Raw genomic sequence first — 20977 nt, forward strand, 5'->3', positions numbered from 1 at the left:
GATCAGATTCCTTGTTCACTGAGCCACAGGTTCAGCGCCGCCAATTGCCACAGCTTGGAGCCGCGCAACGGAGTCAACTGGCCTTGCGGATCGGTCAGCAGGCGGTCGAGCATGGCCGGGTTGAACAGGCCGCGATCCTGGCTTGGATCGAGCAGCAGTTCGCGCACCCAGTTCAGCGTATCGCCCTGCAAATGCTTGAGGCCCGGCACCGGAAAGTAACCTTTCTTGCGGTCAATCACTTCGCTTGGAATGACCAGTCGAGCAGCCTCTTTCAAGACTTGCTTGCCACCGTCCGGCAGTTTGAATTTGCCCGGCACCCGGGCCGACAATTCCACCAGGCGATAGTCGAGAAACGGTGTGCGCGCTTCCAGGCCCCAGGCCATGGTCATGTTGTCGACACGTTTGACCGGGTCGTCCACCAACATGATCGTGCTGTCCAGACGCAGGGCTTTATCCACCGCCGCCTCGGCGCCGGGCTGTGCGAAATGTTCCTTCACGAAGTCACCGGCAGCGTCATTGGCCGTCAGCCATTTCGGTTGCACGGTGGCGGCGTAATCCTCGTAGCTGCGATCGAAGAACGCATCGCGATAGGCCGCGTACGGATCGGCGGCGCCATCGACTTGTGGGTACCAGTGATAGCCGGCGAACAACTCGTCCGCGCCCTGGCCGCTCTGCACCACTTTGCAATGCTTGGCCACTTCCCGTGACAGCAGGTAGAAGGCGATGCAGTCATGGCTGACCATCGGCTCGCTCATGGCGCGGAACGCCGCGGGCAGTTGTTCGATGATCTCTTTTTCGTCGATGCGCAGTTGATGGTGCTGCGTGTTGTAGTGTTTGGCGATCAAGTCCGAATACTGGAACTCATCACCACGTTCGCCGCCGGCATCCTGGAAACCGATAGAGAAGGTCGACAGGTTTTCCACGCCGACTTCACGCAACAGACCCACCAGCATGCTCGAATCGACACCGCCCGACAGCAGTACGCCGACGTCCACGGCCGCACGTTGACGGATCGCCACCGCGTCGCGGGTGCTGTCGAGTACACGGTCACGCCAGTCTTCGAGCGTCAGGTTCATCTCGTCGGCGTGTGGGCCGTAAGGCAGGGTCCACCAGGTTTTCTGCTCAGTGGTGCCGTCCGCTTCGATGCGCATCCAGGTGGCCGGTGGCAGTTTTTCGATGCCGGCCAGCAAGGTGCGCGGTGCCGGGACCACGGCGTGGAAATTCAGATAGTGATTGAGTGCCACCGGATCGAGGATCGGGTTGATGTCGCCGCCTTTGAGCAACGCCGGCAGCGCCGAGGCAAAGCGCAGGCGCTGGCCGGTGCGCGACAGGTACAGCGGCTTCACGCCGAGACGGTCACGCGCGATGAACAGGCGCTTGGCGTCGCGTTCCCAGATCGCGAAGGCGAACATGCCATTGAGTTTCGGCAGCAGTGCCTCGCCCCAGGCGTGATAACCCTTGAGCAGCACTTCGGTGTCACCACCGGAATAGAAGGAATAACCGAGGCTTTCCAGTTCGGTGCGCAGTTCCGGGTAGTTGTAGATCGCGCCATTGAAGGCCAGGGACAAACCCAATTGGTTGTCGACCATCGGCTGCGCCGAACCGTCCGACAGGTCCATGATTTTCAGGCGACGGTGGCCCAGGGCAATCGGCCCCTGGCTGTGAAAGCCCCACGCGTCAGGGCCGCGAGGGGCCAGGTGATGGGTGATTCGTTCAACGGCTGCAAGGTCCGCAGGTTGATGATCAAAGCGTAACTCGCCAGCTAATCCGCACATAAAGTCCTTACCGGTTTTTCCGTTGGGGAGGGTCAATCGATACCCGCCAAAAACGGCGGGTACTCAGAAACTGACCCGGTGGGATCGCGGGAGTTTTAGATCGATAAGTAATAAGAGGGAATGTGCAGGGAGGCGCCTTCAGCCGAAAACGCCGGTCCGCACGGGATAGATCGATCGATTAAACCGAAAGAATGCGGATTCATTTACCCCGAATCAGGCGCCGCAAGGCGAAACGATTCGGATGGCACGCCTCGGCCACGGCTCTGGGTAATGGCAGCGGTTCGTTGTCGAGCCAGGCCGCGAGCAACTCGCCTGATAACGGCGCGGTAATCAGCCCTCGTGAGCCGTGGCCGCTGTTGACGTACAAACCGTCCAGCCATGGACATGGGGTGTCTGGCGTTTGCCGGGCGTCCTTGCTCAGGGCGATGTAGGCGTCGGCGAAGGCCTGTCGGTCAGACAAAGGGCCGACAATTGGCAGGTAGTCGGGGCTGGTGCAGCGGAACGCCGCGCGACCTTCAAGTGCCTCGGGTCGCAGGGCCTCTGCGCCGAGTCGGGCGACCAGATCCACCGAGATTTCTTCGAGCATCTGCAGGTTGCCGGCATGCTCGGCCGTGGTGGGCGTCAGGTCGTCGTTGTTGAAATCAAAACTGGCACCCAGGGTGTGTTCACCCAGGCGGGCCGGCGCGACATAACCTTCGGCACATACCACGGTGCTCAGGCTCTGGCTTGCAGGTGTTTGGGGCAGGCGGGTGATCTGTCCACGAATCCGTTTGAGCGGCAAGTCGCTGCTGAAGTCGAAACGCTTGATCTCGGCGGCGCCGGCCAGCACCACCACCGCTGCGTTGGCCAGCAGCTTGTGACCCTCCCACGCTTGCCATTGCCCTTCGACACGACGCAGTTCCAGTACATCGTGATGGGGCAGGAACCGGATATTCGGATGCGCCGCTTGCCATGCGCACAGGGCGGGCGGATGCACCCAGCCGCCTTCTGGGTAAAACAGGCCACCCGATTGCAACGCGATGCCCGCGCGGATCTGCGCGTGTTGCTGATCGAGTGTGTGCAGCAAATCCTCGGGAAACGCCGCCGCCAGTTGTGCCTGACGTTCGGCTTCCTTGGCGTTGAAGGCCAGTTGCAGCACACCGCAATCGTCCCAGTCGACGCCTCGGTGCAAGTGCTCAAGCAAACGCCGGGTGTGACCGAAACCACTGACAATCAACTGTGACAAGGCCGTGCCATGGGCCGAGAGCTTGAGGTACAACACGCCCTGTGGATTGCCCGACGCTTCCTGTGCCAGCGCATCGTGGCGCTCCAGCAAACTGACTTGCCAGCCCCGTGCCGCCAGGCTGGCGGCGGTGGCGCAACCGGCCAGTCCTGCGCCAATCACCAAGGCGTGACGTTCGCCGGTCAACGGCGTTGGGCGGGCAAACCAGGGTTTCGCAACGACAGGCGTGGGGGTTTCTGCAGGCCAGCCCAGAAACACACCGCGCAGGATTTCCCATTTGTGACCGATGCCGGGCGTGCGCTTCATCTTGAAGCCCGCCGCGTTCAACAGACGGCGCACCCAACCGGTGCTGGTGAACGTGCTAATGGTCGAGCCGGGCGCTGCCAATCGAGCCAGTTCGGCAAACAACTCGGCGGTCCACATGTCGGGATTTTTCGCCGGGGCAAAACCGTCGAGAAACCACGCATCAACCTGCGCGTCCAGTTGCGGCAATTGCTCCAGCGCATCGCCGATCAGCAACGTCAGGGTCACACGACCGTTGTCCAAGACCATTCGCTGGAAGCCTTGATGGATCGCCACGTATTGCGCCAGCAATTGATCGGCAAACGGCTTGAGCTCCGGCCACAAAGCCAGCGCACGCTGCAGGTCTGGCTGGCTCAGCGGGTACTTTTCGACACTGATAAAGTGCAGGCGCGCATCGGCCACGGCGTGCTGTTCGAACAACTGCCAGGCGCAGAGGAAGTTAAGTCCGGTACCGAAACCGGTTTCGCCAATGACCAGTCGACCGCCGTCGGGCAACGCGGCGAAGCGTTCACGCAAACCGTTCTGTTCGAGAAATACGTAGCGGGTTTCTTCAAGGCCTGACTTGTCCGAAAAATAGACATCGTCGAACACCCGCGAATACGGGCGACCCTGGTCGTCCCAGTCGAGTTGGGCGTGAGGCAATACAGGTTTCATGGCAGGCTCGGCAGCGGCAAGGCGGCCATTCTAGCTGATCGAGGTGGTGATGCCTGATCCATGGCAGTGTCGGGTAGTGGTGCCACAGGCAATCGCCACAAAAAGCCGGCCGGCAAGGAATTTTCTGTGATGACGGACAGCCCAATCCGCTAGTCTTGGCGCAATCAGGAAAGGGAGTCGTCCATGTTCGAATCTGCTGAAATCGGTCACGCCATCGACAAAGAAACCTACGACGCTGAAGAACCGGCACTGCGTGAAGCGTTGCTCGAAGCGCAGTTCGAACTTCAACAGCAAAAGCGCTTTCCGGTGATCGTCCTGATCAACGGCATTGAAGGCGCCGGGAAGGGCGAGACGGTCAAGTTGCTCAACGAGTGGATGGACCCGCGTCTTATCGAAGTCCGCACTTTCGATCAGCAGACCGATGAAGAGCTGGCGCGACCTCCGGCCTGGCGCTACTGGCGGATGCTCCCGGCCAAGGGGCGCATGGGGATTTTCTTCGGCAACTGGTACAGCCAGATGCTCCAGGGCCGGGTCCATGGACTGTTCAAGGACGCGGTGCTGGATCAGGCGATCAACCAGTCGGAGCGCTTTGAAAAGATGCTCTGCGACGAAGGCGCGCTGATTTTCAAGTTCTGGTTTCACCTCTCCAAGAAGCAGATGAAGGCGCGCCTCAAGGCACTCGCCGACGACCCTTTGCACAGCTGGCGCATCAGTCCGCTGGACTGGCAACAATCCCGGACTTACGACAAGTTCGTGAAGTACGGCGAGCGCGTGTTGCGTCGCACCAGCCGCGACTACGCGCCCTGGCACGTGATTGAAGGCGTGGATGTGCATTACCGCAGTCTGGCGGTTGGAAAAATCCTGCTCGAAGGCCTGCAAAGTGCCTTGAAACGATCCAGAATCCATCCCGCCAAGGTCAACGCTGCGCCGCTGCCGATCCATGTCGATCAGCTCAACCTGCTCGACAGCCTCGATTTGAGCCAGCGTCTGGACAAGGAAGATTACGAAGAACAACTGATTACCGAGCAGGCGCGATTCTCGGGCCTGATGCGTGACAAACGCATGCGCCAATTCGCCTTGATCGCAGTGTTCGAAGGCAATGACGCGGCGGGCAAGGGCGGTGCAATCCGGCGCGTGGCCGCAGCGCTCGATCCACGTCAGTACAGCATCGTGCCGATTGCCGCGCCCACCGAGGAAGAACGGGCGCAACCGTATTTGTGGCGCTTTTGGCGGCACATTCCGGCCAAGGGCAAATTCACCGTATTCGATCGCTCGTGGTATGGCCGGGTATTGGTCGAGCGCGTCGAAGAGCTCTGTCCGCCCGCTGACTGGCTGCGGGCCTACAGCGAGATTAACGATTTCGAAGAGCAGATTTCCGAATCGGGCGTCATCGTGGTCAAGTTCTGGCTGGCCATCGACAAGGAAACGCAACTGGAGCGTTTCGAATCCCGTGAAGACATTCCCTTCAAGCGTTTCAAGATCACTGAAGACGACTGGCGCAATCGGGACAAGTGGGACGCTTATCGCGCGGCCGTCGGCGACATGGTTGACCGCACCAGCACGGAAATCTCGCCATGGACGCTGGTGGAGGCCAATGACAAGCGCTGGGCCCGGGTCAAGGTCCTGCGCACGATCAACCTGGCGCTGGAAGCCGCGTTCGAAAAATCAGACAAGCACGACAAGAAGGCCAAAAAACGCAAGTCGTGAGCCGATGGTTACGCATACGCGGGGTGAATGATTGTCGCGGTCGGTTATGGGGTGGACTTATGCTCGGTCCACTCCCAACCGATAACAACAATGAGGTATGCCATGCGTGAAGTGGTGATCGTCGACAGCGTGCGGACCGGCCTGGCCAAATCCTTTCGCGGCAAGTTCAACCAGACCCGTCCGGATGACATGGCGGCGCATTGCGTCGATGCCTTGTTGGCGCGCACCGGCATCGACCCGGCCAGTGTCGAGGATTGCATCGTCGGTGCGGGCTCCAACGAAGGCGCCCAGGGCTACAACATCGGTCGCAACGTCGCGGTGTTGTCACGCCTGGGTATCGGCACCGCAGGCATGACCCTCAACCGTTTCTGCTCGTCGGGCTTGCAGGCCATCGCCATCGCCGCCAACCAGATCGCGTCGGGCTGCAGCGACATCATCGTGGCCGGTGGCGTCGAGTCGATCAGCCTGACCATGAAAAGCGTCAACACCGACCACCTGATCAACCCGCTTCTGAAAGAGCAGGTGCCGGGCCTCTATTTCCCGATGGGCCAGACTGCTGAAATCGTTGCACGTCGTTACGACGTCAGTCGCCAGGAACAGGATCTGTATGCCCTGCAGAGTCAGCTGCGTACGGCCCAGGCTCAGGCCGCTGGTTTGTTCGATGATGAAATCGTGCCGATGGCGGTGAAGTATCGGGTTGAAGACAAGGTCACCGGCCAGGTGCAGATCCTCGACGGGATCGTCGACCGCGACGACTGCAACCGCCCGGACACCACGCTGGAAAGCCTGGCCGGGCTGAAACCGGTATTTGCCGAAGACGGTTCGGTCACGGCGGGTAACTCGTCGCAATTGTCCGATGGCGCTTCGATGACGCTGGTCATGAGCCTGGAAAAAGCCCTGGCGCTGGGTCTCAAGCCCAAGGCGTTCTTCCGTGGTTTCACGGTGGCCGGGTGCGAACCGGACGAGATGGGCATCGGTCCGGTGTTCTCGGTGCCGAAATTGCTCAAGGCCAAGGGTTTGCGGGTGGCTGACATTGATCTGTGGGAGCTCAACGAAGCGTTTGCGTCGCAGTGCCTGTACAGCCGCAATCGCCTGGAAATCGATAACGACAAGTACAACGTCAATGGCGGCTCGATTTCCATCGGCCACCCGTTCGGCATGACCGGCTCGCGTCAGGTCGGGCACATTGTGCGTGAGTTGCAGCGGCGCAACTTGCGGTATGGCGTGGTCACCATGTGCGTGGGTGGCGGGATGGGGGCGACGGGGTTGTTCGAAGCGGTGCGCTAAGTCCGCAAGACTTCTGTTGCCTGATTAACCGCTATCGCGAGCAGACTCGCTCCCACATTGGATCTATGGCGCGCATCAGACCCCTGTGGGAGCGAGCCTGCTCGCGATGGCAGCACCTCGGTCTATCGATCTAGACTCACAAGCTGCATCCGCGCGATGTAAGCCTGAATCTCCCGTGCAGCCGCCTGCGGATTATCAAACGGTCCCTCCAGCGTGTTTTCCCGGGTGCTGAAAAATAGTTCTCCATTCACACGACACACCCGGTCGCAACGAAAGTGCGTGGCGGGGGCGTTGTCCTGGGCGCGCTTGCCGTACATGGCGGTCTCCTGAGGGATGTTCCGGTTAGCGGATCCAATGAGCTTATGCATGAACCACTTGCGGCGCCTGACCAACTGATCGGCGGCATTTCGCCAGATTAATGGTGCGACCTGCACAGTTTCATTCGCGGCCCGTCGCCAACTGTCCCTGTGTCGCGCCGAGGTCTGCGCCTAGAATGGTGTTTCTTGCCATCTGGCTTTGGGGTTCGCATGCACATTTCATCCGGTCGCTGGGTTTACGGTCTGTTCCTGGCCTTGCTGACCGCAGTCCTGTGGGGAATCCTGCCGATCAAACTCAAGCAAGTCCTGCTGGTGATGGACCCGGTGACGGTGACCTGGTTTCGCCTGACGGTGTCCGGTGGCTGCCTGTTCATTTATCTGGCGGCGACCAGGCGTCTGCCCAGTCGCAAAGTCCTCGGCCCGCGCGGTGGCTGGCTGGTGTTGATGGCGGTGCTCGGCCTGGTCGGCAACTACGTGTTGTACCTGATGGGCCTGAACCTGCTCAGCCCCGGCACCGCGCAACTGGTTGTGCAGATGGGCCCGATCATGTTGCTGATCGCCAGCCTGTTTGTGTTCAAGGAACGGTTCAGTGTGGGGCAGGGGATTGGTCTGCTGGTGCTGCTGATCGGTTTCGCGCTGTTCTTTAATCAACGTCTGGCCGAGCTGTTGACCTCGCTGACCGATTACACCGCCGGCGTGTTGCTGGTGCTGCTGGCTTCGACGGTCTGGACGTTTTACGCACTGGGGCAGAAGCAATTGCTGACGGTGTGGAATTCGTTGCAGGTGATGATGGTGATCTACCTGTTCTGCGCGCTGTTGCTGACGCCTTGGGTGCATCCGCTGGAGGCGCTGCAGTTGAACCCGTTGCAAGGCTGGTTATTGCTGGCGTGCTGCATGAACACCTTGATCGCTTATGGCGCCTTTGCCGAAGCGCTGGCCCATTGGGAAGCTTCGCGGGTGAGTGCGACGCTGGCGATAACACCGTTGGTGACGTTTGGCGCAGTGGCCGTGGCCGCGTGGGCATGGCCGGAATATGTGCATGCCGAGACGATCAATGGCCTGGGGTATGGCGGGGCGGTGTTGGTGGTGGTGGGGTCGGCGTTGGTGGCGTTGGGGCCTTCGTTGATTTCCGGGCTCAGGGCTCGGCGAGTACGGATAGCCGCAGGTTGAACCGCGTTATCGTTCTTCGCGAGCAGGCTCGCCCCCACATTTAACCGAGTTCTATCAGAAGAATGCGGCCCCCTGTGGGAGCGAGCCTGCTCGCGATGGCTGATTGTCAGGCGCTACACACTCAGCCCTTGGCGCCCGCTTCCAACATATTCTCCGGCCTTACCCACGCATCAAACTCTTCATCCGTCAGATACCCCAGTTGCAATGCCGCCTCTCGCAAGGTCAGCCCCTCGCTGTAAGCCTTCTTGGCAATCTCCGCCGATTTGTCGTAGCCGATATGCGGGTTCAGCGCGGTCACCAGCATCAGCCCACGCTCCAGGTGCTCGGCCATTTTCGCCGCGTCCGGTTCCAGGCCGGCGATGCAATGCTGCTGGAAGTTACTGCAGCCATCGCCCAGCAGGCGGATCGATTGCAGCAGGTTGTGGATGATCACCGGTTTGAACACGTTCAGTTGCAAGTGCCCCTGACTCGCCGCAAAACCAATGGCGACGTCGTTGCCCAGGACTTGGCACGCCAGCATCGACAGCGCTTCACACTGGGTCGGATTGACCTTGCCCGGCATGATTGAGCTGCCCGGTTCGTTGGCCGGCAGTTTCACTTCGGCAAAACCTGCACGCGGCCCGGAACCTAGCAGACGCAAGTCGTTGGCGATTTTCATCAGGGTCACGGCGAGGGTTTTCAGCGCGCCCGACAGGGTGGTCAGCGGCTCATGGCCGGCCAGCGCGGCGAACTTGTTCGGCGCGGTAACGAACGGCAGGCCGGAAAGGGCCGCCAACTCCGCAGCGATCGCTTCACCAAAACCGTGGGGTGAGTTCAGCCCGGTGCCAACCGCGGTGCCGCCCTGCGCCAGTTCACAGACCGCCGGCAGTGCGCTGCGGATTGCCCGTTCGGCGTAATCCAGTTGCGCGATGAACGCCGAGAGTTCCTGGCCGAAGGTGATCGGCGTGGCGTCCATCATGTGGGTGCGGCCGGTCTTGACCAGTTTCATGTGCCGCGCCGCCAACTCGGCCAGGCCGCCGGAGAGTTCACTGATTGCCGGTAGCAAATGCTGCTGCACTGCCTGGGCGGCGGCAATGTGCATGGCGGTCGGGAAGCAGTCGTTGGAGCTTTGCGAGCGGTTGACGTGATCATTGGGGTGAACCGGGGTCTTGCCACCACGCGGGTTGCCGGCCAGTTCGTTGGCGCGGCCGGCGATCACTTCGTTGACGTTCATGTTGCTCTGGGTGCCGCTGCCGGTCTGCCAGACCACCAGCGGGAACTGGTCGTCGTGGCTGCCGTCGAGCACTTCGTCTGCGGCCTGTTCGATCAGGCGGGCGATGTCGGCGGGCAGGTCGCCGTTGCGGTCATTGACCCGCGCCGCGGCTTTCTTGATCAGGGCCAGTGCGTGCAGCACGGCCAGGGGCATGCGTTCGTTGCCAATGGCGAAGTTGATCAGCGAGCGTTGCGTTTGAGCACCCCAGTAGGCCTCATCCGGGACTTCCACCTGGCCAAGGCTGTCGGTTTCGATACGGCTCATCTTGCACACTCCTGTAGGTCGATAGCGCAGTTTAGGCCGTGATCGCCGGCCGTGGTTCCATCAGTCTGTTTTTTGACCGTTCGCCCCCTCTAATTCAGGCCTGACAAGGCTTGGGGTTGAGTGACACACTTTTTTAGGCGCAGAATGGTCGCCCTTGGGGTTTTACCTCGCCTGCTAGAAAAGGAAACTCGATGACTCGTCTTCGTGCCATCTGTACCGCGGTTGCACTGGTTTGCGCCAGCGGCCCTGTTTTTGCCGATACCGCCAGCCACAACGCCAGTGCCGAAGCTTTCCTGACCCTGGCGCACGCTGACAAATTGGGCACTCCGGTGTACATGCAAGTGCAGCAAATGTTCGCTCAGCGCTTTGAACAGACCAAAGCCCCTGAATCGAAAAAAGCCCTGCTGGAAACCTATCAAGCCAAGGCCAACGCCGCTCTGGACGCAGCCATTGGCTGGAACAAGCTGAAGCCAGACATGGTCAAGCTCTACACCACCAACTTCAGCGAATCCGAGCTGAAAGACCTGGTCGCGTTCTACAAGTCGCCACTGGGCAAGAAAGTCCTGGAAAAAATGCCGCAGCTGACTCAGCAGTCGGCCCAGATGACTCAAGCCAAGCTGGAAAGCGCGGTGCCTGTGGTCAACAAGCTGTTGGCTGACATGACTGCCGAGCTGGAGCCTAAAGGCGCCGCCGCTCCAGCCAAGAAAAAGCCTTAAGCGGAGCCCGGTATGACCATGCAACAACGCATCGAATCGACGCTGGGCTTGTTACAGCCCGAGCATCTGCAAGTGCTGGATGAAAGCCACATGCACAGCCGTGGGTTGCAGACCCACTTCAAGGCGGTGGTGGTCAGCCAGCAGTTTGAAGGGCTCAACCGCGTCAAGCGTCACCAGAAAGTCTACGGTACGCTCGGCGAGCTGATGGGCGAGTTCCATGCGTTGGCGTTGCATACCTACACGCCTGAAGAATGGGCACAGATCGACGCGGCCCCGGCCTCGCCAACCTGCGCTGGCGGCAGCTAGGAGCCAGGTTTGCCCGCGAAGGCGTCCTCAAGATCGCCTTCGCGGGCAAGCCTTGCTCCTACAGAAGCACTTATTTTTGATAGACTGCCCAACGCGCCGCTCACCCGGCGCGTTTTTTTTATTCCGGTTCACCCTTTGCGAGGGTAGCCACCTGGAGAAACACCCATGACACAACAGATTGTCGTGGCGGCACTGTATAAGTTCGTCACTCTGGAAGATTACGTTGCCCTGCGCGAGCCACTGCTGCAAGCCATGGTCGACAATGGCATCAAGGGCACGCTGCTGATCGCCGAAGAAGGCATCAACGGTACCGTGTCCGGCAGCCGCGAAGGTATAGACGGGCTGATGGCCTGGCTCAAGAACGACCCGCGCATGGACGACATCGACCACAAAGAGTCGTACTGCGACGACCAGCCGTTCTACCGCACCAAGGTCAAGCTCAAGAAAGAAATCGTCACCCTCGGCGTCGAAGGCGTGGACCCGAACAAACAGGTCGGCACCTACGTCGATCCACAGAACTGGAATGCGCTGATCAGCGACCCTGAAGTGCTGTTGATCGACACCCGCAACGACTACGAGGTTTCGATCGGCACCTTCGAAGGCGCCATCGACCCGAAAACCACCAGTTTTCGCGAATTCCCCGACTACATCAAAGCCCACTTCGACCCGGCCGTGCACAAGAAAGTCGCGATGTTCTGCACCGGCGGCATTCGTTGTGAGAAGGCCTCTAGCTACATGCTCAGCCAGGGTTTCGACGAGGTCTATCACCTCAAGGGCGGTATCCTGAAGTACCTTGAAGAGGTGCCGCAGGAAGAAACCAAATGGCAGGGCGACTGCTTCGTGTTCGACAACCGCGTGACCGTGCGCCATGACCTCAGCGAAGGCGACTACGATCAATGTCATGCCTGTCGTACGCCGGTAAGCGTCGAAGACCGCACGTCCGAGCATTACGTGGCCGGCATCAGTTGCCCGCATTGCTGGGATACGCTGAGCGAGAAAACCCGTCGCAGCGCCATTGATCGGCAGAAGCAGATCGAACTGGCCAAGGCGCGCAACCTGCCTCACCCGATCGGCTACAACTACAAGCAAACTCCTTCAGAGGCTTGAACCATGTCTGCCCAACGCCTGCTCTATGTGATGGACCCGATGTGTTCCTGGTGCTGGGGCTTTGCGCCCGTCGCCAACGCGCTGGTCGAGCAGGCGCAGGCTGCAGGGGTGGACGTGCACCTGGTGGTGGGCGGCTTGCGCACCGGCAGCGGCTCCGCATTGGAGCCGACTACCCGGCGCTACATCCTTGAGCATTGGCAAGCCGTCACCCAGGCCACCGGCCAACCGTTCAAGACCGAAGGCGCATTGCCTGACGGTTTTGTCTACGACACCGAGCCTGCCTGCCGGGCGTTGGTGACCGCGCGTAGCCTGGCGCCGGATTGCGCGTGGAAACTGCTCGGCCTCATTCAGCACGCGTTCTATGCCGAAGGCCGAGACGTCACCCACGCCAGTGTCCTGGTCGAGTTGGCCGAGAAAGCCGGCCTGCCGCGCATCGAGTTTGCGGCCGCGTTCGACCGTGCCGATCAGCACGCCGCGACTGCTGCCGATTTCACCTGGGTCCAGGACCTCGGCATCGCCGGATTCCCAACGCTGTTGGCCGAACGTAGCGGGCAACTGGCGCTGCTGACCAATGGCTATCAACCCTTGAGTGAATTGTCGCCATTGCTCGGCCGTTGGCTGGAGCGCGCTGCCTGTGCATGACCTGCCCGATGACACGCCAGCTCCCAAGCGTGTCGATCGGCTGAGTTGGGCTGAAATCCGGCGGCTGGCACTTCACCATAAAAAATCCCTGTGGATCGCCAATGGCGTGGCGGTGCTGGCCACCCTGTGCAGCGTGCCGATTCCGTTGCTGCTGCCGTTGCTGGTGGACGAAGTGCTGCTGGGGCATGGCGATTCCGCGCTGAAAATCATGAACCACGCGTTGCCGGAAGGCTGGCAGAAAGCGGCGGGCTACATCGGCCTGATGCTGCTGGTGACCTTGTTGCTGCGCTGCGGCGCCTTGCTGTTTAACGTGGTGCAGGCGAAGTTGTTCGCGGCGCTGGCCAAAGACATCGTGTATCGCATCCGCATACGGCTGATCGAACGGCTCAAGCGTATTTCCCTGGGGGAATACGAAAGCCTGGGCAGCGGCACGGTGACCACGCACCTGGTCACGGACCTGGACACGCTGGACAAATTTGTCGGCGAGACACTCAGTCGATTCCTCGTGGCGATGCTGACGCTGGTCGGCACTGCAAGCATTCTGATCTGGATGCACTGGAAGCTGGCGCTTTTGATCATGTTGTTCAATCCGCTGGTGATCTACGCCACGGTGCAACTGGGCAAGCGGGTCAAGCACCTGAAGAAGCTCGAGAATGACAGCACCTCGCGTTTCACCCAGGCCCTGACCGAAACCCTCGACTCGATCCAGGAAGTGCGTGCCGGCAACCGTCAGGGGTTTTTCCTCGGGCGTCTGGGGCAGCGGGCCCGGGAAGTGCGCGATTATGCGGTGACCTCGCAGTGGAAGACCGATGCGTCGAACCGTGCCAGTGGCTTGCTGTTCCAGTTCGGCATCGATATTTTCCGCGCCGCGGCGATGCTCACCGTGTTGTTCTCCGACTTGTCCGTCGGGCAGATGCTGGCGGTGTTCAGCTACCTGTGGTTCATGATCGGTCCGGTGGAGCAGTTACTCAATTTGCAATACGCCTATTACGCCGCCGGCGGTGCGCTGTCGCGGATCAACGAGTTGCTGGCACGCGACGATGAGCCGCAATACCCCGGCGGTGTCGATCCGTTTCAGGGGCGGGACACCGTGGGCATCGAAGTCCAGGGCTTGAGTTTCGGATACGGCGACGAGTTGGTGTTGAACCAGATGGACCTGTCCATCGCCCCCGGTGAAAAAGTGGCGATTGTCGGTGCCAGCGGTGGTGGCAAGAGCACCCTGGTGCAGTTGCTGCTGGGGTTGTACACGCCCCTTGCCGGGACCATCCGCTTCGGTGGCTCGACCCAGCAGGAGATCGGCCTGGAGACCGTGCGCGAAAACGTCGCCGTGGTCCTGCAACACCCCGCGCTGTTCAATGACACGATACGCGCCAATCTGACGATGGGCCGTCTGCGCAGCGACGAGGCCTGCTGGCAAGCGCTGGAGATTGCCCAGCTGAACCAAACGGTTCGAGAATTGCCTGATGGTCTGGACAGCATTGTCGGACGCTCTGGCGTGCGCTTGTCCGGTGGTCAGCGGCAACGGTTGGCGATTGCGCGGATGGTGCTGGCCGAACCCAAGGTGGTGATTCTCGACGAGGCCACCTCGGCGCTGGACGCTGCCACCGAATACAACCTGCACCTGGCGCTGGCGCGGTTCTTGAGCAACCGCACCACGCTGATCATTGCGCATCGGTTGTCGGCGGTGAAACAGGCTGATCGGGTGCTGGTGTTCGACGGCGGCCAAATTGCCGAGGATGGTGACCATCAGCAACTGATTGCCGAAGGTGGGTTGTACGCCAAGCTTTATGGCCATTTACAGCAGCATTAGTGACAGCCCGCGTCAGGTTTGCGGCAAGTGCATGCAAAATACGGGCGCTGGCTTGCCGGGATCGAATACGCACCCTAGTCTAGCTGTAGCGATCACGTTGGATGATGATCTGGCAGTGCTAATACAAGGGACCTCATGAAGCAAAAGCGGACTCTCGGAACCCCTAGGTTATTGGGCATCGTCTGGCCATTTATTGCCGTAGTGCTATTTCAAGCGCTGTTGGGCGGGGTCAGTCTCTATGTACTTTCGGCAGTTCGCGGCTATGTGGCCGGGGAGAGCCTGTGGTCCAAGGGCCAGAAGGACGCCATCTATTACCTCAATCTCTACGCGGACAGTCGCGACGAGGCCATTTTCCTCAAGTACCAGAACGCCATTGCCGTACCCCAGGGTGGTCACGAGTTGCGCGTGGCGCTGGATCATCAGCCACCGAATATCGAAGCCGCACGGGTGGCGATTCTCAAGGGGGGCAATCATCCCGACGACGTCTCCAGCGTGATCTGGCTGTACCTCAATTTCAGGCATTTCAGTTACCTTGAAAAAGCCATCGACCGCTGGACGGTGGGTGACGCGTATCTGGTGCAACTCGATAACGTCGCCCAAGAGATGCACCGGCGCATTACCGAAAATCAGGCGTCGGACGCCGACATCAAGCGCTGGAAAGACCAGATTTTTGCAATCAACGATGGTGTGACGCCTGCCGCCACTGCCTTCAGCGATGCCTTGGGCGAGGGCTCGCGCTTGATTCTGCGCCTGCTGCTGGTCACGAACCTGGCCACGGCCCTGGGCTTGATTGCATTAGCGTTGATGCGTACCCACAAACTGCTCAAACAGCGCCATGCCTTTGCCGAGGCCTTGCAGTTGGAGAAAGACCGGGCGCAGATCACCCTGCAATCCATTGGCGACGGGGTGATTACCACGGATGTCGACGGTGCGATCGCCTACATGAACCCGGCGGCCGAGGCGTTGACTCACTGGAAAGGCGAGCAGGCCATCGGCTTGCCGCTGGCGGCCTTGTTCAATCTGCTGGATGACAACGCTCAGGCTGACGGCTTTACCTTGATCGAGCACATATTGAGCGGTCAGCTCAGCGGCGCCAGCGAGCATTCCAAACTGATCCAGCGCCTCGACGGCAGCACCGTCTCGGTCACCCTGGTCGGGGCGCCGATCCGCAACGCCGACAAGGTCAGTGGCGCCGTGCTGGTGTTGCATGACATGACTCAGGAGCGCCAGTACATCGCCAATCTGTCCTGGCAGGCGACCCACGACGCCCTGACCGGGCTGGCCAATCGTCGCGAGTTCGAGTATCGCCTGGAGCAGGCGTTGCACAACCTGACCCGATACTCTGGGCGCCATGCCTTGATGTTCCTCGATCTGGACCAGTTCAAACTGGTCAACGATACCTGCGGCCATGCGGCGGGTGACGAACTGCTTCGGCATATCTGCGCGCTGTTGCAATCAGGCTTGCGCGAAGGTGACACGCTGGCCCGGCTGGGTGGCGACGAGTTCGGGATTTTGCTGGAAGACTGTCCGCCGGAAGCGGCCGAGAAAATTGCCGAGAGCCTGCGCCATACCGTGCAGAACCTGCACTTTGTGTGGAAAGGCCGGCCATTCGTCACAACGGTGAGCATCGGGATGGTTCATATCGCGCAAACCCCGACAACCCTCGAAGCCTCGCTGCGTGCTGCCGATATGGCCTGTTACATGGCCAAGGAAAAAGGGCGTAACCGTGTTCAGGTGTATAACGCCGATGATTCGGAACTGTCCCTGCGTTTCGGTGAGATGGCGTGGGTACAGCGCCTGCACATGGCCCTGGAAGAGGATCGCTTTTGCCTGTATTCCCAGGAAATCGCACCCCTTGGTCATACCGAACACGGCGGCGGGCATATAGAAATCCTGTTGCGTCTACATGATGAAGCCGGGCGCATGATATTACCGGACAGTTTTATTCCGGCTGCCGAACGTTATGGTCTGATGACCGCACTTGATCGTTGGGTGGTGCAGAACGTCTTTAAGATCATTGCCCAATGTATTGCCGAAGAGCGCAAAGGTCCTTTGGCCATGTGTGCGATTAATCTGTCAGGCACTACTATCGGAGATGACGCGTTTCTGGACTTCCTGAGGGAACAGTTTGTTGCATGGTCCATTCCACCTGAAATGATTTGTTTTGAAATTACAGAGACCAGTGCAATTTCCAATTTGGGAAGTGCAATTAGATTTATCAATGAACTCAAAGGTTTAGGTTGTCACTTTTCGTTGGATGACTTCTGCGCCGGTATGTCCTCATTCGCCTACTTGAAACATTTACCTGTAGACTTCTTGAAGATCGATGGAAGTTTCGTAAAGGATATGCTGGACGACCCGATTAACCGCGCCATGGTAGAAGTGATCAATCACATCGGCCATGTCATGGGTAAGCGCACGATTGCCGAGTTTGTAGAAACACCCCAGATCGAGCAGGCATTGCTGGAGATCGGGGTCGACTTCGCTCAAGGGTATGTCATTGAACGCCCGCATCTGTTTACCTGCGATAGTTTGCAAAGTCGTCCTGCCAGGCCTCAACCTTTGTTATTCAAGGCGCCCGGCACGTTCCGTTGAAATCTCTTGCTGATCCTAACAATCACAATCAAAAGGAGCCCGACAGTGATCGACACATTCAATCGAACCGGACCACTCATGGAAGCTGCAAGTTATCCCGCATGGGCGCAACAGCTCATCAAGGACTGCAGCGAGAGTAAGCGCCGGGTTGTCGAACACGAACTGTATCAGCGCATGCGAGACAATAAGCTCGGCGCAAAAACCATGCGGCAGTACCTTATTGGTGGCTGGCCCGTCGTTGAACAGTTCGCGTTATATATGGCACAAAACCTGACCAAGACTCGTTTTGCCCGCCACCCTGGTGAAGACATGGCGCGTCGTTGGTTGATGCGTAACATTCGTGTCGAACTTAACCATGCCGATTACTGGGTTAACTGGAGTCGGGCCCATGGGGTCGGCCTGGAAGACTTGCAGGCGCAACATGTTGCACCTGAACTTCACGCCTTGAGCCACTGGTGCTGGCACACCAGTTCGGCGGATTCGCTGATTGTCGCCATTGCCGCGACCAACTACGCCATCGAAGGGGCGACCGGAGAGTGGTCGGCATTGGTCTGTTCCAATGGTGTCTATGCGGCCGCGTTCCCGGAGGAAGATCGCAAGCGGGCCATGAAGTGGTTGAAGATGCACGCTCAGTACGATGATGCCCATCCCTGGGAAGCGCTTGAAATCATCTGCACATTGGCGGGCATGAACCCGAGTAAATCCCTGCAAGTGGAATTGCGCCAGGCGGTCTGCAAGAGTTACGACTACATGCACCTGTTCCTGGAGCGCTGCATGCAGTTGGAACACTCTGAAAAGGCGCCGGTCGCGCGTGAGCGCATGGCATTGGCCGAAAGCTGATCCATAGGTATTACAGGCAAAAAAATGTGAGGAGCGGCGGTGCGGCGATCCGAGTTGCTCGCCGTACCGCCACTCCCACATTAGTTATGTGGCTCAGCTGAAGGATTAACCCGCCATGGCCAACCGGTTACGCCCTTCGCGCTTGGCGACATACAGCGCGCTGTCGGCCCGACGCAACAAACTATCGGCCGATTCGCCGGGCAGCAGGGTCGAGCAACCCAGGCTGACCGTCAGCTCGATCTGATTGCCATCGGCTTTGTAACTCTGCGCCTGTGCCGCAAACCGCAGTCTTTCGCCGACCATGGCGGCGGCTTCCCGACTGGTGTTGGACAGGAGGATCAGGAACTCTTCGCCACCAAAACGGAACACCATGTCCACGTTGCGTAGCTGGTTCTTGATCGAGGCTGCGACGCTCTTGAGTACGTCATCGCCCGCACTGTGGCCGAAATTATCGTTAACGTTTTTGAAGTGATCGATGTCCAGCATGAGCAGTGACAACGGCATCAAGTGGCGCCGCGACATCTCGATTTCACGCTCTAAGGTCTGATCCATGGCGATGCGGTTGCCGGTATCGGTCAGCGGATCGCGCAGTGCACTTTGCGTCGCCGCGCGGTAGAGCAGGGCGTTACGCATCGGGAACAGGAGCGTGGACAGCAGCGATTCCAGATTGCTTTGTTCGTGGTCGCTGAATCGCTGATTGCGGCGAAACACCAGTTCACCCAGGTTCTCGCCTTCATGGCTGAGGCTGTAAGTGACGGAATGGTGGCCGCGATGCCCGAATTCCAGACGCAAGTCGCTGGCCGAGTGCTGATAAGTCAGCGCATCCAGCGGCACCAGGCGTTGAATCTCGCGGAAGAAAAGTCCGAGAATGCGTTGTGGCTCAAGACTGGTCTGCAGTTGCTGGCCAAGTTGCTGGCGCACTTGTGCAAGGCTGAATGGCCGCTCCAGAATGGGAGGTTGCTGACCAAAGCCCAGGCGTTGCAATTTGGCGCTGTCGAAGTCAATTGCGTTGGTCTGGGATGGTGATTTCATATGGCGTGAGCCCCTAAGCAGTAAGGCTGTCTTACAGGCTGGGTGAGAGCGGCTTTGGGCTGCGCGTCATACTGGTCCATCAGTCCCGTAGGACATTTGGCGCAAGTTTAGTCCGCTTTGCCGAATATAAGTAACCTATCGACTGAGGCGTCCGCCCGATTGCTTTCACACGGCGTGTCTGAGCAAAATTAGAGCGAAAGTCATGCCAATGAGTTCCTTTGAATAAAAATCCTTGAAAATCAACAAGTTGAAGGATTTATGAAGGGTTTCAGGCAGAAAGAGCGGCGGCGTATTGACTTAAACCACTGCACTTGCGGGGTGCTTTCAGGGCCGCGCCGGGAACCCGGCGCGGTACAAAAAGCGACGTGCGGTTGTTACTGTGCGTTGAAAGCCTGGCCGTTGATGCCCGTGCTGTCCGGACCCATCAAGTAAAGGTAGACCGGCATGATCTCCTCGGGCGTAGGGTTGTTCAGCGGATTTTCACCCGGGTATGCCTGGGCGCGCATGCTGGTGCGGGTAGCGCCCGGGTTGATGCTGTTGGAGCGCACCGGCGCCACGGTGTCGACTTCGTCGGCCAGGGTTTGCATCAGGCCTTCGGTGGCAAACTTGGACACGCCATAAGCGCCCCAGTACGCGCGACCCTTACGACCGACGCTGCTGGAGGTGAACACCACCGAAGCGTCCTGAGACAGCTTGAGCAGCGGCAGCAAGGTGCTGGTGAGCATGAACATGGCATTGACGTTGACGTGCATGACGCGCATGAAGTTCTCGCCGGACAGCTGCTCGATCGGCGTGCGCGGACCAATGATCGACGCGTTATGCAGCAAACCGTCGAGGTGGCCGAACTCTGTTTCGATCATCGCGGCCAGCTCATCGTATTGATGAGGCAACGCGGTTTCCAGGTTGAACGGTATCACCGCAGGCTGTGGATGCCCGGCGGCTTCGATTTCGTCATAGACCTGAGTCAGATTGGCTTCGGTCTTGCCCAGCAGCAGTACGGTTGCACCATGGGCTGCGTAGGTTTTCGCCGCCGCAGCGCCAATGCCGCGACCTGCGCCGGTAACCAGGATGACCCGGTCCTTGAGCAATTCAGGGCGGGCGGAATAATCAAACATAAGAAACCTCACAACAATTCAACACAAAGGCGGCACCGAACCAGTGGCGAGGGAGCTTGCTCGCGTTCGACTGCAAAGCAGTCGTAAATCACCAGATACGGTGTGCCTGACAGAATGCGTTTGTAGATAGAGGAGGCGCTTCGCGCCCCAGCGGGAGCAAGCTCCCGCGCCACAAAATCTGCGGTACTCAGCAGCTGCAAAGAGCGCTATCGAGCACCTTGCGCAACTCAAGCGGATGATCCACCACCACATCCGCCCCCCAATGCCGCGGGTTGTCGTCCGGGTGAATGTAGCCGTAGGTCACGGCAGCCGTTTTGGTGCCGGCATCACGACCGGATTCGATATCGCGCAGGTCATCGCCCACAAACAGCACGCTGGCCGGGTCCAGGTCGAGCATCTTGCACGCCAGGATCAATGGCTCAGGGTCCGGCTTGCTGTTCTTGACATGGTCCGGGCAGATCAGCAGCGCCGAGCGCTCGGCCAGGCCAAGCTGCTGCATGATCGGCTCGGCGAAGCGCAGCGGCTTGTTAGTGACCACGCCCCAGATCAGGTTGGCTTTCTCAATGTCGACCAGCAGTTCGGCCATGCCGTCGAAGAGTTTGCTGTGAACCGCGCAACCGGTAAGGTAGCGCTCCAGAAACTCCAGGCGTAATTCCTCGAAACCCGGTGATTCCGGGTCCATGGAGAAGGTCACGGCGACCATCGCCTTGGCCCCGCCGGAAATCTCGTCGCGGATGTGCTTGTCGTTCATCGGCGGCAAGCCGCGATCAGCGCGCATTGCCTGGCAGATGGCGATGAAGTCCGGCGCGGTGTCGAGCAGCGTGCCGTCCATGTCGAAAAGGACTGCTCTGATACGCATCGGC

The 20977-nt window shown here is 59.5% G+C and carries 17 protein-coding genes; 10 read left to right on the plus strand and 7 right to left on the minus strand.

Features of this window, described 5'->3' with window-relative positions:
• Positions 1 to 2: 2 nt before the first annotated feature.
• Together JIO00_RS08405 and mnmC are read right to left on the minus strand one after the other, a co-directional pair.
• Entirely contained in the window at positions 3 to 1775 is a 1773-nt protein-coding gene (locus JIO00_RS08405; RefSeq protein WP_172792436.1) for an N-acetylglutaminylglutamine amidotransferase, read from the minus strand.
• Between the two features lie 199 nt (positions 1776 to 1974).
• Entirely contained in the window at positions 1975 to 3954 is a 1980-nt protein-coding gene (gene mnmC / locus JIO00_RS08410) for a bifunctional tRNA (5-methylaminomethyl-2-thiouridine)(34)-methyltransferase MnmD/FAD-dependent 5-carboxymethylaminomethyl-2-thiouridine(34) oxidoreductase MnmC (RefSeq protein ID WP_200667958.1), read from the minus strand.
• 183 nt (positions 3955 to 4137) lie between these two features.
• On the opposite strand from mnmC, the gene pap reads away from it, so the two are divergent.
• Together pap and JIO00_RS08420 are read left to right on the plus strand one after the other, a co-directional pair.
• Positions 4138 to 5661, plus strand: coding sequence for a polyphosphate:AMP phosphotransferase (gene pap / locus JIO00_RS08415; protein ID WP_077747970.1), 1524 nt, complete (start codon positions 4138 to 4140; stop codon positions 5659 to 5661).
• Between the two features lie 102 nt (positions 5662 to 5763).
• The gene (locus tag JIO00_RS08420; protein WP_077747969.1) at positions 5764 to 6948 is read left to right on the plus strand and encodes a thiolase family protein; all 1185 of its coding nucleotides are present in this window, start codon (positions 5764 to 5766) and stop codon (positions 6946 to 6948) included.
• A gap of 122 nt (positions 6949 to 7070) precedes the next feature.
• Here the strand turns inward: JIO00_RS08420 and JIO00_RS08425 are convergent, their stop codons facing one another.
• Positions 7071 to 7265 (minus strand): DUF6316 family protein, encoded by a 195-nt coding sequence (locus tag JIO00_RS08425; RefSeq protein ID WP_077747968.1) that lies wholly within the window; start codon positions 7263 to 7265, stop codon positions 7071 to 7073.
• A gap of 210 nt (positions 7266 to 7475) precedes the next feature.
• Between JIO00_RS08425 and JIO00_RS08430 the strand changes: the two genes are divergently transcribed.
• Positions 7476 to 8435: a DMT family transporter gene (locus tag JIO00_RS08430; RefSeq protein ID WP_200667959.1), complete on the plus strand. Its 960-nt coding sequence runs from the start codon at positions 7476 to 7478 to the stop codon at positions 8433 to 8435.
• A gap of 121 nt (positions 8436 to 8556) precedes the next feature.
• Here the strand turns inward: JIO00_RS08430 and JIO00_RS08435 are convergent, their stop codons facing one another.
• A complete protein-coding gene (locus tag JIO00_RS08435; RefSeq protein ID WP_102595638.1) occupies positions 8557 to 9951 on the minus strand; it encodes a class II fumarate hydratase in 1395 nt (464 codons plus the stop codon).
• A 191-nt stretch (positions 9952 to 10142) separates the two neighbouring features.
• Here JIO00_RS08435 and JIO00_RS08440 point away from each other — a divergent pair, with 191 nt between their 5' ends.
• The 7 genes from JIO00_RS08440 to JIO00_RS08470 all read left to right on the plus strand — a co-directional run bounded on the left by JIO00_RS08440 (position 10143) and on the right by JIO00_RS08470 (position 17967).
• Positions 10143 to 10667: a DUF2059 domain-containing protein gene (locus tag JIO00_RS08440; protein ID WP_010461709.1), complete on the plus strand. Its 525-nt coding sequence runs from the start codon at positions 10143 to 10145 to the stop codon at positions 10665 to 10667.
• A 12-nt stretch (positions 10668 to 10679) separates the two neighbouring features.
• Positions 10680 to 10973, plus strand: a complete 294-nt coding sequence (locus tag JIO00_RS08445) for a BolA family protein (protein ID WP_010461708.1) — start codon at positions 10680 to 10682, stop codon at positions 10971 to 10973.
• Positions 10974 to 11138: 165 nt separating this feature from the next.
• Positions 11139 to 12080, plus strand: a complete 942-nt coding sequence (gene trhO / locus JIO00_RS08450; RefSeq protein WP_010461707.1) for an oxygen-dependent tRNA uridine(34) hydroxylase TrhO — start codon at positions 11139 to 11141, stop codon at positions 12078 to 12080.
• 39 nt (positions 12081 to 12119) lie between these two features.
• Entirely contained in the window at positions 12120 to 12722 is a 603-nt protein-coding gene (locus tag JIO00_RS08455) for a DsbA family protein (RefSeq protein ID WP_169858238.1), read from the plus strand.
• Positions 12715 to 14532: an ABC transporter ATP-binding protein gene (locus JIO00_RS08460; protein WP_200667960.1), complete on the plus strand. Its 1818-nt coding sequence runs from the start codon at positions 12715 to 12717 to the stop codon at positions 14530 to 14532. Before JIO00_RS08455 ends, JIO00_RS08460 begins: the two co-directional genes overlap by 8 nt.
• A 135-nt stretch (positions 14533 to 14667) precedes the next feature.
• Complete coding sequence (locus JIO00_RS08465) at positions 14668 to 17127, plus strand: EAL domain-containing protein (protein ID WP_077747964.1); 2460 nt, start codon at positions 14668 to 14670, stop codon at positions 17125 to 17127.
• A gap of 78 nt (positions 17128 to 17205) precedes the next feature.
• A complete protein-coding gene (locus JIO00_RS08470) occupies positions 17206 to 17967 on the plus strand; it encodes a TenA family transcriptional regulator (RefSeq protein WP_154503818.1) in 762 nt (253 codons plus the stop codon).
• A gap of 105 nt (positions 17968 to 18072) precedes the next feature.
• Here JIO00_RS08470 and JIO00_RS08475 read toward each other — a convergent pair whose 3' ends face one another.
• The 3 genes from JIO00_RS08475 to mupP form a co-directional block, all read right to left on the minus strand.
• A complete protein-coding gene (locus JIO00_RS08475; RefSeq protein ID WP_010461702.1) occupies positions 18073 to 18999 on the minus strand; it encodes a GGDEF domain-containing protein in 927 nt (308 codons plus the stop codon).
• Between the two features lie 374 nt (positions 19000 to 19373).
• Positions 19374 to 20114, minus strand: a complete 741-nt coding sequence (locus tag JIO00_RS08480) for a YciK family oxidoreductase (RefSeq protein WP_007899713.1) — start codon at positions 20112 to 20114, stop codon at positions 19374 to 19376.
• A gap of 187 nt (positions 20115 to 20301) precedes the next feature.
• Complete coding sequence (mupP, locus tag JIO00_RS08485) at positions 20302 to 20973, minus strand: N-acetylmuramic acid 6-phosphate phosphatase MupP (protein WP_102595641.1); 672 nt, start codon at positions 20971 to 20973, stop codon at positions 20302 to 20304.
• Positions 20974 to 20977: the final 4 nt, after the last annotated feature.

Origin of the sequence: Pseudomonas sp. SW-3 (assembly GCF_016615645.1) — a bacterium.
GTDB classification, from domain to species: Bacteria; Pseudomonadota; Gammaproteobacteria; order Pseudomonadales; family Pseudomonadaceae; genus Aquipseudomonas; species Aquipseudomonas mandelii.

Bases quoted from the DNA above. Each gene is read 5' to 3' on its own strand.
- JIO00_RS08465 (WP_077747964.1), top strand. From the start codon at position 14,668: ATGAAGCAAAAGCGGACTCTCGGAACCCCTAGGTTATTGGGCATCGTC.
- JIO00_RS08405 (WP_172792436.1), bottom strand. From the start codon at position 1,775: ATGTGCGGATTAGCTGGCGAGTTACGCTTTGATCATCAACCTGCGGAC.
- JIO00_RS08475 (WP_010461702.1), bottom strand. From the start codon at position 18,999: ATGAAATCACCATCCCAGACCAACGCAATTGACTTCGACAGCGCCAAA.
- JIO00_RS08445 (WP_010461708.1), top strand. From the start codon at position 10,680: ATGACCATGCAACAACGCATCGAATCGACGCTGGGCTTGTTACAGCCC.
- JIO00_RS08440 (WP_010461709.1), top strand. From the start codon at position 10,143: ATGACTCGTCTTCGTGCCATCTGTACCGCGGTTGCACTGGTTTGCGCC.
- JIO00_RS08430 (WP_200667959.1), top strand. From the start codon at position 7,476: ATGCACATTTCATCCGGTCGCTGGGTTTACGGTCTGTTCCTGGCCTTG.
- JIO00_RS08435 (WP_102595638.1), bottom strand. From the start codon at position 9,951: ATGAGCCGTATCGAAACCGACAGCCTTGGCCAGGTGGAAGTCCCGGAT.
- JIO00_RS08480 (WP_007899713.1), bottom strand. From the start codon at position 20,114: ATGTTTGATTATTCCGCCCGCCCTGAATTGCTCAAGGACCGGGTCATC.
- mupP (WP_102595641.1), bottom strand. From the start codon at position 20,973: ATGCGTATCAGAGCAGTCCTTTTCGACATGGACGGCACGCTGCTCGAC.
- pap (WP_077747970.1), top strand. From the start codon at position 4,138: ATGTTCGAATCTGCTGAAATCGGTCACGCCATCGACAAAGAAACCTAC.
- JIO00_RS08425 (WP_077747968.1), bottom strand. From the start codon at position 7,265: ATGTACGGCAAGCGCGCCCAGGACAACGCCCCCGCCACGCACTTTCGT.
- trhO (WP_010461707.1), top strand. From the start codon at position 11,139: ATGACACAACAGATTGTCGTGGCGGCACTGTATAAGTTCGTCACTCTG.
- JIO00_RS08470 (WP_154503818.1), top strand. From the start codon at position 17,206: ATGGAAGCTGCAAGTTATCCCGCATGGGCGCAACAGCTCATCAAGGAC.
- mnmC (WP_200667958.1), bottom strand. From the start codon at position 3,954: ATGAAACCTGTATTGCCTCACGCCCAACTCGACTGGGACGACCAGGGT.
- JIO00_RS08420 (WP_077747969.1), top strand. From the start codon at position 5,764: ATGCGTGAAGTGGTGATCGTCGACAGCGTGCGGACCGGCCTGGCCAAA.
- JIO00_RS08455 (WP_169858238.1), top strand. From the start codon at position 12,120: ATGTGTTCCTGGTGCTGGGGCTTTGCGCCCGTCGCCAACGCGCTGGTC.